Source organism: Pseudomonas putida, from assembly GCA_041879295.1.
Taxonomy (GTDB): domain Bacteria; phylum Pseudomonadota; class Gammaproteobacteria; order Pseudomonadales; family Pseudomonadaceae; genus Aquipseudomonas; species Aquipseudomonas putida_Y.
Window position 1 is genome coordinate 1206522 of record CP047152.1, and the last position, 15744, is coordinate 1222265.

18 protein-coding genes are annotated in these 15744 nt (G+C 65.5%); 14 read left to right on the top strand and 4 right to left on the bottom strand.

Going from position 1 to position 15744, the window contains the following annotated elements; translation table 11 throughout:
* Positions 1-3: 3 nt before the first annotated feature.
* The gene (locus GST84_05615; GenBank protein XGB11865.1) at positions 4-315 is read left to right on the top strand and encodes an NGG1p interacting factor NIF3; all 312 of its coding nucleotides are present in this window, start codon (positions 4-6) and stop codon (positions 313-315) included.
* 103 nt (positions 316-418) lie between these two features.
* Here GST84_05615 and tatC read toward each other — a convergent pair whose 3' ends face one another.
* The 3 genes from tatC to tatA are packed head-to-tail and all read right to left on the bottom strand — an operon-like array spanning position 419 to position 1700.
* Positions 419-1180 carry a twin-arginine translocase subunit TatC gene (gene tatC, locus GST84_05620; protein XGB11866.1) on the bottom strand — a complete coding sequence of 254 codons (762 nt, stop codon included), beginning with the start codon at positions 1178-1180 and terminating at the stop codon, positions 419-421.
* Positions 1177-1467: a twin-arginine translocase subunit TatB gene (gene tatB, locus GST84_05625; GenBank protein ID XGB11867.1), complete on the bottom strand. Its 291-nt coding sequence runs from the start codon at positions 1465-1467 to the stop codon at positions 1177-1179. The genes tatC and tatB overlap by 4 nt, the downstream gene beginning before the upstream one ends.
* Positions 1467-1700, bottom strand: coding sequence for a twin-arginine translocase TatA/TatE family subunit (gene tatA, locus GST84_05630; GenBank protein ID XGB11868.1), 234 nt, complete (start codon positions 1698-1700; stop codon positions 1467-1469). Before tatA ends, tatB begins: the two co-directional genes overlap by 1 nt.
* 145 nt (positions 1701-1845) lie before the next feature.
* Between tatA and gspK the strand changes: the two genes are divergently transcribed.
* Positions 1846-2811: a type II secretion system minor pseudopilin GspK gene (gspK, locus tag GST84_05635; GenBank protein XGB11869.1), complete on the top strand. Its 966-nt coding sequence runs from the start codon at positions 1846-1848 to the stop codon at positions 2809-2811.
* Positions 2812-2941: 130 nt separating this feature from the next.
* On the opposite strand, the gene GST84_05640 is transcribed toward gspK, so the two are convergent.
* Positions 2942-5002, bottom strand: coding sequence for a DUF839 domain-containing protein (locus GST84_05640; protein ID XGB11870.1), 2061 nt, complete (start codon positions 5000-5002; stop codon positions 2942-2944).
* Between the two features lie 223 nt (positions 5003-5225).
* On the opposite strand from GST84_05640, the gene GST84_05645 reads away from it, so the two are divergent.
* The 12 genes from GST84_05645 to GST84_05700 are packed head-to-tail and all read left to right on the top strand — an operon-like array spanning position 5226 to position 15654.
* The gene (locus tag GST84_05645) at positions 5226-6866 is read left to right on the top strand and encodes a lipoprotein UxpA (GenBank protein XGB15711.1); all 1641 of its coding nucleotides are present in this window, start codon (positions 5226-5228) and stop codon (positions 6864-6866) included.
* Positions 6866-7288, top strand: a complete 423-nt coding sequence (locus GST84_05650; protein XGB11871.1) for a pilus assembly protein PilZ — start codon at positions 6866-6868, stop codon at positions 7286-7288. The genes GST84_05645 and GST84_05650 overlap by 1 nt, the downstream gene beginning before the upstream one ends.
* Positions 7289-7309: 21 nt before the next feature.
* On the top strand, positions 7310-9046 hold the full coding sequence (gene gspD, locus GST84_05655; protein XGB15712.1) for a type II secretion system secretin GspD: 1737 nt from the start codon (positions 7310-7312) through the stop codon (positions 9044-9046).
* Positions 9046-10494: a type II secretion system protein GspE gene (locus GST84_05660; protein XGB15713.1), complete on the top strand. Its 1449-nt coding sequence runs from the start codon at positions 9046-9048 to the stop codon at positions 10492-10494. Before gspD ends, GST84_05660 begins: the two co-directional genes overlap by 1 nt.
* A 3-nt stretch (positions 10495-10497) precedes the next feature.
* Complete coding sequence (gene gspF, locus GST84_05665) at positions 10498-11700, top strand: type II secretion system inner membrane protein GspF (GenBank protein ID XGB11872.1); 1203 nt, start codon at positions 10498-10500, stop codon at positions 11698-11700.
* 17 nt (positions 11701-11717) lie between these two features.
* Positions 11718-12152 carry a type II secretion system major pseudopilin GspG gene (gene gspG / locus GST84_05670; protein ID XGB11873.1) on the top strand — a complete coding sequence of 145 codons (435 nt, stop codon included), beginning with the start codon at positions 11718-11720 and terminating at the stop codon, positions 12150-12152.
* Between the two features lie 3 nt (positions 12153-12155).
* Entirely contained in the window at positions 12156-12587 is a 432-nt protein-coding gene (gene gspH, locus GST84_05675; GenBank protein XGB11874.1) for a type II secretion system minor pseudopilin GspH, read from the top strand.
* Entirely contained in the window at positions 12584-12952 is a 369-nt protein-coding gene (locus tag GST84_05680; GenBank protein ID XGB11875.1) for a prepilin-type N-terminal cleavage/methylation domain-containing protein, read from the top strand. The genes gspH and GST84_05680 overlap by 4 nt, the downstream gene beginning before the upstream one ends.
* On the top strand, positions 12949-13539 hold the full coding sequence (locus GST84_05685; protein ID XGB11876.1) for a prepilin-type N-terminal cleavage/methylation domain-containing protein: 591 nt from the start codon (positions 12949-12951) through the stop codon (positions 13537-13539). Before GST84_05680 ends, GST84_05685 begins: the two co-directional genes overlap by 4 nt.
* Positions 13524-14612, top strand: coding sequence for a type II secretion system protein GspL (gene gspL, locus GST84_05690; protein ID XGB11877.1), 1089 nt, complete (start codon positions 13524-13526; stop codon positions 14610-14612). Before GST84_05685 ends, gspL begins: the two co-directional genes overlap by 16 nt.
* Complete coding sequence (gene gspM / locus GST84_05695; protein XGB11878.1) at positions 14609-14995, top strand: type II secretion system protein GspM; 387 nt, start codon at positions 14609-14611, stop codon at positions 14993-14995. Before gspL ends, gspM begins: the two co-directional genes overlap by 4 nt.
* Positions 14992-15654 carry a general secretion pathway protein GspN gene (locus tag GST84_05700; protein XGB11879.1) on the top strand — a complete coding sequence of 221 codons (663 nt, stop codon included), beginning with the start codon at positions 14992-14994 and terminating at the stop codon, positions 15652-15654. Before gspM ends, GST84_05700 begins: the two co-directional genes overlap by 4 nt.
* The last annotated feature ends 90 nt before the right edge of the window (positions 15655-15744 follow it).

The following is a 15744-nucleotide window of genomic DNA, read 5'->3' on the forward strand; positions in this document are numbered from 1 at the left end:
GGCGTGTACAAGCTCGCCTTCTTCGTCCCCGCCAGCCACGTCGCAGCGGTCAAGGGCGCTGTGTTCGCCGCTGGCGGCGGGCGCATTGGTGATTATGACCACTGCGCCTGGCAAACCTTGGGCCAGGGCCAGTTCCGCCCGTTGGACGGCAGCCAGCCGTTCCTCGGGCAAACCGGCCAGGTCGAGGTGGTGGAGGAGTGGAAGGTGGAGCTGGTGGTGGCTGACGAACTGGTGGCTCAGGTCGTCGCTGCGCTCAAGCAGAGCCACCCGTACGAGACGCCAGCCTATGAAGTCTGGCGCCTCGCCGAGTTCTAGAACCCATCACGGCCATTCGCGGGCTCGCCCGCTCCCACAGGGATATCACAGGTTCTGAGGATTGTGATATCCCTGTGGGAGCGGGCGTGCCCGCGAAAGGGCCCTACAATCCAGCCACAATCTCCTTGCCTGGCTCCGGCCGCTTCAACATTCCACAAGCCAGCAACCCCACCTCGAACAGCACCCACATCGGCACTGCCAGCATCGTCTGCGAAAACACATCCGGCGGTGTCAGAATCATCCCCACCGCAAAGCACCCGACGACCACGTAGGGCCTGCTGCGTCGCAATGCGGCCACATCGGCCAACCCCGCCCAGACCACGATGAACGTCGCCACCGGGATCTCGAACGCCAGCCCGAATGCCAGAAACAGCGCCAGGATAAAGTCCAGGTACTGGCTGATGTCGGTCATCATCGCCACGCCGTCCGGCGTCACGCTGGCAAAGAAACCGAACATCATCGGGAACACCAGGAAGAACGCGAACGCCATGCCGGCATAGAACAGCACGATGCTCGAAACCAGCAGCGGCAGGGCAATGCGCCGTTCACGGCGGTACAACCCCGGCGCCAGAAAGCCCCAGGCCTGATGCAGCAGCAACGGCATGGCCAGGAACAGTGCGCACATCGCGGTCAGCTTGAACGGTGCTAGAAAGGGCGAGGTGACACTGGTGGCGATCATGCTCGCGCCTTCCGGCAAAAAGCGCCGTAGCGGTTCGGATATGAGCGTGTACAGCGTCTGGGCGAAGGGGAACAGGCCGGCAAACACCAATGCCACCAGCGCCAGGCAACGCACCAGGCGTTTGCGCAGGTCGCGCAGGTGTTCGGTCAGCGGCATGCTCGCCGCAGGGTCCATGGCAATACTCATGAAGCTTTTTCCTTGGGCAGCGCGGCCGTGGCCGCATCATTGGCCGGCACCGCGTTCAGGCTGATGCCCTGGCGGATCTCCTGTTCCAGGCGCTGCAAAGGTGCCTTGTCGAGGTTGGGCATTTCGATTTCGCGCTCCACCTGCGTGCGCAAGGCGTGCATGGCCCGGCGCGCCTGGCCCAGGCCGCGCCCGAGGGTACGGGCTGCCACCGGCAGGCGCTCGGGGCCTAGTACCAACAGTGCGACGACGCCGATCAGCAGCAACTCGCTGAAGCCTACCTCGAACATCAGGCCTGGCGGTCCGCTTGAGGTTGCTGAGCAGCCTGGCCGTTCAGCGGGCACTGTTGCTGCACTTGCGCCTGGCCAGCGGCGCTGGCGTCATTGTCGCCGCCCATGGATTTGCGAAAACCCTGGATCGCCTCGCCCACATCGCTACCCAGACCCTTCAGGCGTTTGGTACCAAACAGCAAGAACACGATCAGCAGTACGATCACCAGTTGCCAGATTCCAATGCCACCCATAGCGACCACTCCTGTAAGGTCATGAAAAGGAAGGGCAATCCTGCCTTGCCTAGATGACGTGCGCATGACGAACGGGCATTGCCATCTACCTGAAACACCCCGCGTGTTGACTGGCGTTTTTATTCCGCGAGCGAGGCACACACGGATGGGTGGAAGGCAACAGCAGGGTGCGGCCCTGTTGATGGTGATGGTGGTGCTGGCAATGCTGGCGGCGGGCATGGCCTGGTTGGTGGAGGATGGCCGACGCCAGGTTGACGATGTGCGCCTGCTACACCAGCGGGTGCAGGTGCGGGCCATGGAGCAGGCCGGCCTGGCTTATGCCGGGCAGGCCCTGCGTGACCCCGCCTGGCGGCTCAGCCCGGTGTTCTGGCAAGCCTTGCGCGGGCAGCCGCTGAACTACGATTTTGGCGCTGGCCAGGCGCAGTTGCGGGTACGCGACCAGCACACCTGCTTCAACGTCAATGCGTTGCTGGGTGCCGATGGCGAACGCGCCGAGCGCCAGTTGCGTTACTTGCTGGGCAATGACATGGCGGCCGAACGCCTGGTCGATGCCTTGGCCGACTGGCTCGATGCCGACAGTGATGCCCGCCTGCAGGGCGCCGAGAGCGCCCAGTACCTGCGCCAGCAACCGCCACGGCTGGCGGCTGACCAGCCGATGCTCGACACCAGCGAGCTGAACCTGTTGCTGGAGCCGGACGCCAGCCGCCAGGCGCGTTACCCGATGCTGTGCGCCTTGTCGCAGACTACTGGCTGGCGGCTCAACGCCAATGCGTTGGGGTTGGAGCATCTGCCCCTGCTGGAGGCGCTGTATGAAGGGCGTTACTCGCGTTCGTTGCTCAGCCGCATCATCAGCGGTCGGCCGGCGTCAGGGTACGTGGATGCCGCCGCGCTGCGCCAGGCGCTGGGGGCGGTGGATGATGAAACGTTCGAACGGTTGAGCGAAGGGCTGCTGCTCAATAGCGGGCATTTTCTGTTGCAGCTGTCGTTCGAAGAAGAGGGGCGGGTGATGCGCAGCGAATTCCAGGTGGAGGCGCTGGGGGTGGTGCAGTGGCATGCCCGGGTGCCAGCGCAGCAAGTGCGGGTGCGTAGCCGGGAGCCGATAGCCTGGTAACGTTTACGGGCGCCTTCGCGGCCAAGCCCGCCCCTACGCCGGTTTTGAAACCCGTGGGATCCCTGTAGGAGCGGGCTTGCCCGCGAAGAGGCCGGTACAGCCAGCAAAAGGTTGGCTGACCGGCACTGGATCAAACGGTGCCGATCTCCCCGCCATCAATACGCTGGATCACCACCGTCGAAGCCCGCGGCCGTACGGTAGCCCCAGCCGGCGTCGCATCGGTCGCCTTGTCGGTATACGGCCAGTTCCCCGGGTGCTGAATGTTGACGAACAGCGTCTTGTTGTCCGGGGTAAAGGTAATCCCGGTCACCTCGCAACCGTTTGGCCCGACAAAGAAGCGCCGCAGGTCCACCTGGTTCTGTGCGTTCACCGGCACCTGCTTGCCGCTGGCATCCACCAGGTCGGTAGGGATCACCGCCAGCAACTGGTCGTTGGTGTAGTCGGTCAAGGTGCTTTCGCCGTTGTCGGTCTCGAACCACAGCACGCCGCGGCTATCGAAGCTCATGCCGTCGGGGCTGGCGAACTGGTTCAGTTCGGTCAGGCCGGAGCGGTTGATGTCGGCAGTACCGGCAGCGTTGGCGCCGAACACGAAGATGTCCCAGTTAAAGCTCAGCTGATCGTCGCTGTCGTGCCAGCGAATGATGTGGCCGTGGCGGTTCGGGCCGCGCGGGTTCGCTGCATCGACCTTGTCCGGGGTGCGTGCACTGTTGTTGGTCAGGGTCAGGTACACATCGCCGTTCAGCGGGTTGACCGTTGTCCATTCCGGGCGGTCCATCGGCGTTGCGCCCACGGCATCGCCAGCACCGCGGGTGTTGAGGATGATGCCCGGCAAGTCGCCGTACAGCGCGCCCAAGGTGCTGCCGCCCGTGGTGGCGGTGGCCACATCCAGCAGCAGCCATACACCGGTGCCGTCGGCATTGAAGCGGGCCACGTAGAGCTTGCCTTGGTCGAGGTACTTGGCGCCGGTGGCCAAGCGGTCGGCCGGGGTGGCGTCGGCGGGGTCCCACACGGCGGTGGACACCCACTTGTACAGGTACTCGTTGTTCGAGTCGTCACCCATGTACCACACCAGCGGCTTGCCGGCGACGGGCAGGCCGGGGGCGCAGCCCTCGTGGCGGAAGCGGCCCAGCGCGGTGCGTTTGGTGGCCAGGGTGCTGCTGTTGTACGGGTCGATTTCGACAATGTAGCCGTAGGTGCTGGCTTCGTTGCGATAGTCGTCGGTGGCGCTGGCGCCTTTGACGGTAACATCGAAACGGGCGAATTCGTCATCCACTTCGCTGGCGTCACCGGCAGCGCTTTCCCACTTGTACTGGCCGCTGGAGGTGCCCACGCCAATGCGGCGCTGGTCCTCGGGGCGGGTGCCCTTGTTGACGAAGATGCCCGGCCAGTTCTCTTCGCAGGTCAGGTAGGTGCCCCACGGGGTATAGCCATTGCCGCAGTTGTTGTTGGTGCCACGGCAGTGGGTGCCAGCAGTGGAGTACTTGGTCTTGACGTGGTCGGTGCCACGCAGCGGGCCGGTGATTTCCATGCGTGAAGCAGTGGTGAAGCGACGGTTCAGCGGGTCGTTGTCGACCACCTGCCAACGGCCGTTGATTTTCTGCAGGCGTACCACGCCAGCACCGTGTGCGTTGATTTCCTTGCGCACTTCTTCAACTGGGCGCTTGCCGTTGACATCGGTAGTGGGGCCGGCCGGGTGCAGGGCGGCGGTATCGATGTACTCGAAATTGATTGCCAGCAGGCCGTCTTCCGAGCTGCCGTTGATGGGGAAGAAGTGCATGCCGTCGTGGTGCATGCCCATGGCGTTGGCCTGGTCGGTCGAGGTGTTGCTGCCGTCGGACTTCCACGGGTTGCCGTTGCTGTTCAGTGGCGTGCCCCAAGGTGCCAGCACATAGGCGCTATAGCCGGCGGCGACCACACAGGCGTCGGTGCGCGAGCCTGGGATGGACTGGAAGCCCAGCGCCAGTTTTGGCACTTCCGGCTCGGTGACTGGCGGTTCGGTGACCGGATCATCGTGATCGGAACCACCACCGTCGAAGCAGCCTGTCAGGCCGGTACCGGCGATCATGGCGATGGCGGCGCCCAGGCTGCCGCGCATCACGCTGCGGCGGCTCAGGTAGGCATCCATGACGTTGGCCATCGGCAGATTGCCGCTTTGGTTCCGGTCCAGGTTGTCGCCGGTATCTCGACTCATCAGGTTGTCCTTATGTTGGCTGAGTTGGAAGAAACCGCGACTGTAAGGCGCAAGTGTGATGATTCCTTGGCAGAAATGTTAACGAGCTTTTAAAACTTTCGGTTCTTGGATGGGGAATCTAAAGATCGAATTGGAATTTCTGTCGGATTTCTGCCATCAAACTGTAATGCCAACGCCGCAACATCCGGGACCCTGAATGGACGTGGATAAGGATGGCGATGCGATGGCGAGCAGTGTGCGCAGGCGCGAAGTGATCGGCTGGATGGGTATCGGTGCCTTGGCACCGCTGCTCGGCGCCTGCACAGCCTTCCCAGGGCAGCAGGGCGGCAACGCCCGGCTCGACTTGCTGTACGTCGCCGATACCCTCGATGCCCGCCAGCCTGGCCAGGCGGTGGTACCGGCTACCCGGCTGGGGCCGGTCAGCCACTTGGGCCGTGCGCCCTGGATGACCGGCAGCAGCGCCAGCATCGCCTACCCGCAACTGGCGCCGCTGCTCGATGCCCGCCAGGCAACGACGGCCCCGCTGGGCGGTTATGCGGTGCTCGCGGCGTTGCTGGAACAACTGCGTGGCGAGGCCGGTGCGGGCAACAGCCTGACCCTGGAAAACGGCCAAGGCTGGAATGGCAGTGGCCTGGCCTACCTGACCCAGGGCGAAAGTGGTGTGCAAGGCAGCCAGCTGTTGGGCATCGAAGCGCGGGTCAGCAGCGACGAGCGTGTGCTGTGGCCGCAACGCTGCATGGGCCTGTATCGCCAGGCCAGCGCCATTACCCTCGGCGCCGGGCTGGCTGACGCACAACGCCAGGCACTGGGCGTGCAAGGCCTGCACATTTTCGAGCGCGGCGGTGCCCGTATTGCAGTGGTTGGCGTGACCGACCCGTACGCACAGGACCAGAAAGCCTCTCTTAAACAGTGGTATCAGTCACTGCTGCCGGTATTCGAGCAAGCCCGGCGCGAGGCTGACCTGGTGGTGGCCATGGCCGATGCAGGCACGGGCCCCGGCTTGTGGCTGGCTGAACGGGTGCCGCAAATCGACGTGCTGTTGTGTGCCCGTGGTCAGGACCTGTGGCCGGCACCGGTCGAGGTCACCCAGGCCAGCGGTCGGCGCGTGCCGGTGCTGTTTGCCGGCTGCCGGGGCAGCGGTGCCTTCCGCCTGCGCTGCCAGCGAGTGGCCGGCCAGTGGCAGTTCGACGGGCGTTTTTTCCCGGCCTTTGAACAGCAACTGGCGCCTGCCGCGCAGCTGCGTGTCGCGCAATTGCAGGCACAACTGCGCCAGCAACGGGCCGGCCACGCGGCCTGGCTCGACCAGCCGCTGGCCCGCGCGCCCCAGGCCTTGTGGCGCCGCGATACCCGTGGCGGCAGTTGGGACTGCCTGCTGCATCAAGCCTTGGCCGACGATAGCAGCATGCCCGTGTTGCTGCCGGGCCTGCGTTACGACTACCCGCTGTCCGCCGGGGCGCCCATTACCCGCGAACACCTGATCAGCCTTACCGGTGGTTACCCGGCGCCAGTGGTCGAGGCACCGGCCAGGCAGGTCGAACAAGTGCTGGAAAACGCCGCTGAACAATTGTTCGGTGACCCGCTGCTGCTGGACAACAGCCAGGACCTGCCGCGCTGGCAGGGCCAGGCCTGGAGCGTCAGCTACAGCCCACAAGGCAAGCGCATCACGGGGTTGGAGCCGGTGCAGGGCCTGTGCCGCACCTTTGGCTTGCAATTCGAAAGCCAGGCCGGCGAGCCACTTTGGCAGCGGGTCGAGGCCTGGCTCGCCCGCCAGCCTGACGGTTGGCAACTGGCGCCGCTGCAACTGCCCGAAGTGCGTTACGTGCAGGGGCACCCAGGCTGGCACCCACGGCAATTGGCCTCGTGATGCTCACCTCGCGTCTGCTCACCGGTGCTGGCCTGACCTTGGCCGGCTGGCTGTCTGCGCAGTGTGTGCTGCAGCTGAGCCGGCAGCCACACCCGGCCACGGCACCTGCGGTGGCCGATAGCCCGCTGCCCGGGCTGATGGTCGGTCACTGGCAGGCGCCGCCCGACAACGGCGCCATCACCATCACCCGTCTGCCGCTGCAGTACCTCGGCGGCCTCAAGGCCCAGCCATTGGCCGCCAGTGTGGTGGTGCTGCGCTACGGCCAGCAAGTGCGCACCCTGGCCCGCGGTCAGCGCCTGGCGCCAGGGATCGTGCTGCAGGACATCGACAGCGATGGCCTGATTTTCAACAACCAGGGGCGGCGTGAGCGCCTGCCCTGGCCGCCACGCCCCGCCGTGACCGGCTTCAAGCGGCAAGGATGAACGATGCCTGTTAGATACTGCATGGCGGCTGCGCTGAGCCTGGCCTTGTCCATGGCCTATGCCCAAGAGCCGGTGTTCGATGACAACGGTACGCCGATGTACGAAGTGAATTTCGTCGATACCGAACTCGGCGAGTTCATCGACAGCGTGTCGCGCATCACCGGCACTACCTTCATCGTCGACCCCCGGGTCAAGGGCAAGGTCACCGTGCGCACTGTCGACCTGCACGACGCCGACGCCATCTACGACATCTTCCTGGCCCAACTGCGCGCCCAGGGGTATGCCACCGTCGACCTGCCCAATGGCAGCGTGAAGATCGTGCCCGACCAGGCCGCGCGCCTGGAGCCGGTGCCAGTGGAGGCGGGCGGGCGGCAGGGTGAGGGTAGCGACAGCGTGGCCACCCGCGTATTCAACGTGCGCAACGCCGCCAGCGAACAGGTACTGGGTATCCTCAAACCGCTGATCGACCCGCGGGTTGGGGTTATTACACCGTACCCGGCGGCGCACCAGTTGGTGGTGACTGACTGGCGCAGCAACCTCGAACGCATCGCCAGCCTGCTGCGCCAGCTTGACCGCCCTCAAGAGGCACCGGGCAATGGCAGCACCCAGGTGATCTACCTGCGCCATGCCAATGCCGGTGAAGTGGTCAAGGTGCTGCGAGGGCTCAGCCAGGAAGGTGCGGTGCCGGCTGAGGGCGCGGGTGAGGCAGAGGGCAAGGACCGGCCGGTGATGCCAGCCTCCGGTGGCCCGGGCATCCGCCTGGAATACGAAGAAGGTACCAATGCCGTGGTCATGGTCGGCCCCGACAGCGAGCTGGCAGCGTACCGGGCCATTGTCGAGCAACTGGACATTCGCCGTGCCCAGGTGGTGGTCGAAGCGATCATCGCCGAGGTGTCCGACAGCAGCGCCCAGGAGCTGGGTGTGCAGTGGCTGTTCGCCGACGAGAAGTTCGGCGCCGGTATCGTCAACTTCGGCAGTAACGGGGTGAATATCGCCAGCATTGCCGGGGCCGCCGCCAGTGGCGACAACGAGGCCCTGGGTGACCTGTTGTCCACCACTACCGGTGCCACGGCGGGCATCGGCCATTTCGGCGGGGGCTTCAACTTCGCCATGCTGATCAACGCGCTGAAGGGCAAGAGCGGCTTCAACCTGCTGTCCACGCCCACCTTGCTGACCCTGGACAACGCCGAAGCATCAATCCTGGTCGGTCAGGAGGTGCCCTTCGTCACCGGCTCCGTGACGCAGAACAACGCCAACCCGTACCAGACCATCGAGCGCAAGGAAGTCGGGGTGAAGCTGCGCATCAAGCCGCAGATCAATATCGATAACAGCGTGCGCCTGGACATCGTCCAGGAGGTGTCGTCGATTGCCGACACCAGCTCGGCCAGCGACGTGATCACCAACAAGCGCGAGATCAAGACCAAGGTCATGGTCGAGGACAACGGCCTGGTGATACTTGGCGGCCTGATCAGTGACGAGTTGAGTACCAGCAACCAGCGTGTGCCGCTGCTTGGCGACATTCCTTATCTTGGCCGGTTGTTCCGCTCCGATGCCACCCGCAATACCAAGCAGAACCTGATGGTGTTCATCCGCCCGCGTATCCTGCGCGACGGCCCGAGCCTTGCGGGCCTCAGTGAAGACAAGTACCGCACCCTGCAGCAGACCACACCGCTGCAATTGCCGGACCTTGCAGAGGGCACGCGGCTGTTGCAGGTATTCCCCGCCAGCCGCGCACGCCTGGAAGGCGGTGACTGGTGATGCTGCCCTATCGCCAGGCACGGCAGAGCGGAGTGGCCATGGCCCCGGCAGAGCAGGGCTGGCAGCTATGGCTGCGGCCCGACGCCGACAATGCCCAGTTGCAGGAGTTGTTGCGTGTGCATGGCCAGCCAAGCCTGCTCGAATATCTGGAACCTGCGCTGTTCGACGAGCGCCTTGGCCAGCTGTACCAGGCCGGCGATGCCGCCACCGAGGCGCTGATCGAAGGCATCGGCGACCAGGTCGACCTGGATAGCCTGATGAGCGAGATGCCGCGCATCGAAGACCTGCTTGAAAGCGACGACGAAGCGCCGGTGATCCGCCTGATCAACGGCCTGTTCGGCCAGGCGCTGCGGCTGCGCGCCTCGGACATCCATATCGAGACCTTCGAGCAGAGCCTGGTGGTGCGTCTGCGGGTCGATGGCCACCTGCGTGAGGTGCTGCGTCCACCGCGTGCGCTGTCGGCCATGCTGGTATCACGGATCAAGGTCATGGCCCGCCTGGACATCGCTGAAAAGCGTCAGCCCCAGGACGGCCGCATCACCTTGCGCGCGGCGGGGCGCGAAGTGGATGTACGAGTCTCGACCTTGCCCGGCATCCACGGCGAGCGGGTGGTGATGCGCGTGCTCGACAAGCAGGCCAGACTGCTGGCGCTGGATAACCTGGGCATGCCGGCAGCGGTATTGCAGGGCCTGCGCAGTTGCCTGGCGCGGCCCAACGGCATTGTGCTGTCCACCGGGCCGACCGGTTCGGGCAAGACCACGACCCTGTACGCCAGCCTGAACAGCCTCAACGATGGCAGCCGCAACATCCTTACCGTCGAGGACCCGGTGGAGTACGCCATCGCCGGCATTGGCCAAACCGCCATCAACCCGCGTGCCGGGCTGACATTTGCCAGTGGCCTGCGCGCCATCCTGCGTCAGGACCCTGACGTGATCATGCTCGGCGAAATCCGCGATCAGGAGACTGCGCAGATCGCCGTGCAGGCCAGCCTCACCGGCCACCTGGTGCTGTCGACCTTGCACACCAACAGCGCGGTAGGCGCAGTGACCCGCCTGCGCGACATGGGCATCGAGCCCTTCCTGATCGCCTCGTGCCTGCGCGGCGTCCTGGCCCAGCGCCTGGTGCGGCGTTTGTGCAGCTGTGCCGTGGCGCACCCGCTACAGGCCGCCGAGCGCGAGCTGTGGCCCGAGCTGGCGGCACTGGACAGCACTTATCACGCCGTGGGCTGCGAGCAGTGCCAGGGCAGCGGTTATATCGGGCGACTGGGGCTGTACGAGTTTATCGAACTGGACGCTGGGCTCATCGGCTTGTTGTACGACGGCGCCAGTGAGCTGGCCATGCAGGATTACCTGGCTGATCGGCGCCAAAGCCTGGTGGCGATGGCCAGCGATTGCCTTGCTCGCGGCGAGACCAGCCTGGCCGAAGTACTGCGCGTGGTACAGGGCTAAGGCATGCCAACCTATCGCTACCAGGCCGTTGACCTCGCCGGCAAATCGCACAAGGCCAGCTTGCAGGCTGACAGTGAACGCCACGCTCGCCAGCTGTTGCGCGAGCAGGGCCTGTTCGCCCGCCAGTTGCAGCGTCATGAAGCCGGCAGCCGACAACCCCGTCGCCAGCGCCTGAGCCGCGCCCAGCTGTGTGAGCTGACCCGTCAGCTGGCCACCTTGACCGGGGCCGGCATTCCCTTGGTCGATGCCCTTGCCACCCTTGAACGGCAACTGCGTCAGCCCGCCCTGCACAGTGTGCTGGTGGCCTTGCGCGGCTCGCTGGCCGAAGGCCTAGGCCTGGCCCGCAGCCTGGCCCGGCAGGGCGCACCGTTCACTGGCCTGTACTGCGCGCTGGTCGAGGCCGGCGAACGTTCCGGGCACCTGGCCCAGGTGCTGACCCGCTTGGCCGACCACCTGGAGCAGGTACAACGCCAGCAACACAAGGCCCGTACCGCGTTGATCTACCCCACGGTACTGATGGGGGTGTCGCTGGCCGTGGTCATTGGCCTGATGACCTTCGTCGTGCCCAAGCTCACCGAACAGTTTGCCCACGCCGGGCAGAGTCTGCCGCTGATTACCTCGTTGCTGATCGGCTTGAGCCAGGCGGTGGTGCAGGCCGGACCGTGGTTGCTGGGGCTGGCGTTGATGCTTGCCGTGCTGGCTGGATGGTTGCTGCGCAAACCGCACTGGTGTCTGCGTCGCGACCAACTGCTGCTGCGCCTGCCACGTATTGGCAGCCTGCTGCAGGTGCTGGAAAGCGCACGTCTGGCGCGCAGCCTGGCGATTCTCACTGGCAGTGGCGTGGCCCTGCTCGAAGCCTTGCAAGTGGCCACTGAAACCATCGGTAACCGGCGTATCCGCCTGGCCATGGAGCAGGTGCGCCAACACGTGCAGGGCGGCACAAGCCTGCACCGTGCGCTAGATGCCAGCCAGCAATTCCCGCCGCTGCTGGTGAATATGGTCGGCAGCGGCGAGGCCAGCGGCACCCTGGCGGACATGCTCGAGCGCGTGGCCGACGACCAGGAGCGCGGCTTTGCCCGCCAGGTCGATACCGCCATGGCGCTGTTCGAACCCCTGATGATCCTGGTGATGGGCGCTGTGGTGCTGTTCATCGTGCTGGCGGTGCTGCTGCCGATCATGCAACTCAACCAGGGCCTGCAATTGTGACGACAAGGAGTATTGCCATGCAGCATCGAAGTAACCGCCAACGCGGCTTCACCCTCATGGAAATCATGGTGGTGATCTTCATCATCGGCCTGCTGATCGCCGTGGTTGCGCCCAGCGTGCTGGGCAACCAGGACAAGGCCATGAAGCAGAAGGTGATGGCCGACCTGGCCACCCTGGAGCAGGCACTGGACATGTACCGTCTGGACAACCTGCGCTTCCCCAGTAACGAACAGGGCCTGGCCGCGCTGGTGAAAAAGCCGGCTCAGGAGCCGCTGCCTCGGGCTTGGCGCAGTGATGGCTACGTGCGTCGCCTGCCGGAAGACCCGTGGGGCACCCCTTACCAGTACCGCATGCCCGGCGAACACGGCCGGGTCGATGTGTACTCGTTGGGCGCCGATGGCATGCCGGGTGGCGAAGGCCAGGATGCCGACCTGGGTAACTGGGCGCTGTAACCGGTGCGCGGTCAGCGTGGCTTCAGCCTGATCGAGCTGCTGGTGGTACTGGCCATCGCCGGGCTGATGACCGGGCTGGCGGTAGTCGGGCTCGGCAGTGGCCAGGCCCGTGTCGACCAGGCCTTGCAACGATTGGCGGCCGAGACTCGCGGCCAGGCCGCGCTGGCCCGGCATGCCGGGCAACTGCGCGGGCTGCGCTGGAATGGCCAGCGCCCGGAGTTCGTGCGCCGCGAGGCCAATGCCTGGGTGGTCGAAGCGGTGCCGCTCGGCGACTGGCCCAAGGGCCTGCACCCGGACTGGCCGGCCAGCCCGCAACCGCGCGTGCTGTTCACGCCGCATGGCTGGGCGCAGTCGGGTAGCGTGCGCTGGCGCTGGGCCGATGGCAGTCAGCAATGGGCCTGGAGCCGCACCGATGGCATGTGGGTAGTGCCATGAAGCAAACACAGCGTGGTTTCACTCTGCTGGAGGTGACCGTAGCCCTGGCGATCGCTGCCGTGCTGGCGGTGATCACCAGCCAGGTACTCCGCCAGCGGCTGGCTGTGCAGGACAACCTGCAACAGCACCGCCTTGGCTTGTTGTGCGCGCGTGAGCTGCAAGCACGCTTTGTCGTCGAGCAGTACTGGCCTGCCGAAAACCAGGTAGCCGGCGAGCTTGGGCAAGGTGGCCAACTGTGTCACTGGCAACTGCAACTGCGCCGCACCGGCGTGCGCGACCTGCGCCGTGGCGAGCTACAGCTGTTCGCCGACCGCGAGCAGCGCCTGCCACTGGGCCAGTACACCGTGTTTCTGGAGCGCCCATGAAACGCCACCAGGCAGGCCTGACCCTGATCGAACTGATGGTCGCTCTGGCCCTGACTGCCGTGCTTGGCATCATGCTGGCTGCCTTGGTCAACGGCTGGCTGAAGGTGCGCGAGCGCCTGCAGCACACCAATCAGCAAACCTCGGTGCTGGACTTTTGCCTGGCGCTGGAGCGGCGCTTCGACAGCCCGGTGCTGCGCCGTGTCTACGACCAGCGTCTGCCGTTGGCCAGTCGTTGGCTGGACTGGCAGCCCGCTAGCAACCAGTTGCTGTGGGTTGCCAGCACCGGCCTGCCGGCAGCCGAAGGTGGCTCGCGCCTGCAACGCCAGCGCCTGCGCTTCGAGGCCCGTGAGCAGCGCCTGCTGCTGGAAAGCTCGGCGGATTTGTACGCCGCCGTCGCCCCACGCTGGGTACAGCGCGAACGACTCGACCAGGTCAGCGCCATGAACGTTCTGTACTACCAGGGCGGCCGCTGGCTGGCCTGGCCTTCTGACCAACCGGTGCACCCAGGCCGTGGCGTGCGTCTGGAACTGCTGCGTGATGGAGCCCCCTATGTCTGCACCTTCGCCCTTCCATGGGGGCGCTCATGAAATTTGAATGGCGGCGGCGTACGCCGGCCCAGGCGTGGCTATTGCTGCGCCCGGGTGCTGTCTGGCACTGGGCGCTGGTCCAGGAGGGTATTTTGCAAAGCCAGGGGCAGGGTGAGCCACCGGCCAACCCGCAGGCCCATGTTGCGCTGGTTCTGCCTGCCGAAGCCTGCAGCCATTTTCGCGTGCCGGCCCCGCCCGGGCTCAAGCGCGAAGAATGGCCTTTGTTGCTTGAGGATCGCTTGCTGCAGGCCCCGCATGAGGTGGCTTGTGCCTGCCTGGCCCGTGAACCCGGGCACCTTCGCCTGCTGGTAGTGGCGCGTCAGCAGCTGGATGACTGGCGTGGCCAATGTGCCGCCTGGGGCTTGCAGGTGGTGCGCTGCTGGGCGGAGCTGCAGTTGCTGCCGCTGCCCGAGCCAGGATGCGCCTGGCAATGGCAGCGTATGCCCGGCATGTCCTGTTACAAAGGGCTGGCCGAAGACGGACAGGAACACTGGCTGGCCTGGCCTGATGCCTTGGGTGGGGTGCCGCAGCCACCGTGGGCAGGGCTGCACAAGACGTCGCTGAGCGGCAACTGGCCCACCGTATTTGCGCCGCTCGACACATTACCCGGTCTGTTCGAACGCACCCGCAAAGTCCGCTCGTTGCCGGTGGCGTCCCGCCAGCAGCAGCGGCTGTTGGCGGCTTGCCTGATGCTGGCCACCGTTTGGGGTGGTTTGTGGTTGAGCCAGCAATGGCGCCAGGCGCAACTCTGGCGCAGCCAGGTCATTGCCGTGACCGGCGAGCAGGCCAGCCCTCGGCACGCGGCGCAGGCCCTCAAGCGCCTGCGCGAGAGCGTACTGCAGCAGCAACTGCGTACACGTCAGCTAGACGACCTGCAGGCTCGCTTGCAGGCCTGGCTGCGTGCCAACCCTGATTGGCGCCTGCAAGCGGTGCGCTTCGATGGTCAGCGTTGGCACCTGCGCCTGGAGGGCGAGGGCAATGCGCCGCCATGGCGTGATATGGCAGCTGCCGCTGGCGCCACAGTGCAGGTTCAAGAAGGCCGGGTGATCTTCGACTTGGGAGCCGCCTCATGAACCGGGACTGGTTACAGCGTCATCGCTTCAAGTTCGCCTGGGGACTGATCGCTCTGCTGCTGGCCGTCCTGGCCCTGCGTGAAGGCGTTGCGCAATGGCGCGAGCTTGGCCAGTGGCGCGCGCTGGCCGAACAGGCGGCCAGCCTGCAAGGCGGGCCCGGTGTGAACCTGGAGCGGCTACGTCAGTCGGCCCAGGCCCGTGGGATCGAACTGACCGAAGTCGATACACAAGACAAGGCCTGGCAGCTGCGCGGGCAAGTGGCCGATGAGCGCATGCTGCAAGGCTGGCTGCAGAGCCTGCGTGCAGAAGGCGCACTGCCGTTGCAATGGGGGCTGGAGCAGCAGGGCAAGGCTTTGCGATTCGACCTGGTGGTGCAGCCATGAGCCGCAGAGCAGCAATGGCCTGGGTGCTATTGGTATTCGTGCTCACGCTGTTTATCGAGCTTCCGGCCAAGTGGTTGGTGCGTGCGTCCGGCCTGCCGATACGTGATGTCAGTGGAAGCCTTTGGCAAGGGCAGGCACAACAATGGGGGCCGGTCGGGCCTTTGCGCTGGACGCTGCAGCCCTGGCGCTTGCAGGCGAATGCGCAGGTGGGGTTCCAGGGCCAGGCCTGGCAGTTGCTTGCAGAAGGCTGGCCTTGGCGTTGGCGGCTGGAGGTATCAGCCAAGGGGACTTTGGCGACGGTATCGACGGATTACCGCCTGGCCGGCCAGTGGCAGGGTGTGTTGAAGATGCAAGGGGCAGGGCGCCAATGCCAAGCCAGTGAAGGCCGCGTGATCGTAACCGACCTTGCGCTGAGCGACCCTTGGTCACTAGGCCTTGGGCACGGCTGGCTGGAAATGGACTGCCGCAGTGGCTGGCACCTGCGCGGGCAGTTAGCGCAGCAAGGGCAACATCAACTGGGCGTGGATGCCGACCTGCCAGGGCGCCGGGCGCAGGTGGTGTTCCAGCTGCAGCCTGAAGCGCCGTTGACGCCATTGTTGCGTGGGGCCCAATGGCTCGGGCCGCAGGCCCTGGCGGGGCAGCGAGACCTTCGTTGGTAAGCAACAACGTGGCGTGGCGCCCTGTAGATACGCTGTGGGCGGTCGAGCTTTTCTGAGGTGGTCGGGGCTGAACCGCTTGGTCTTATCAAA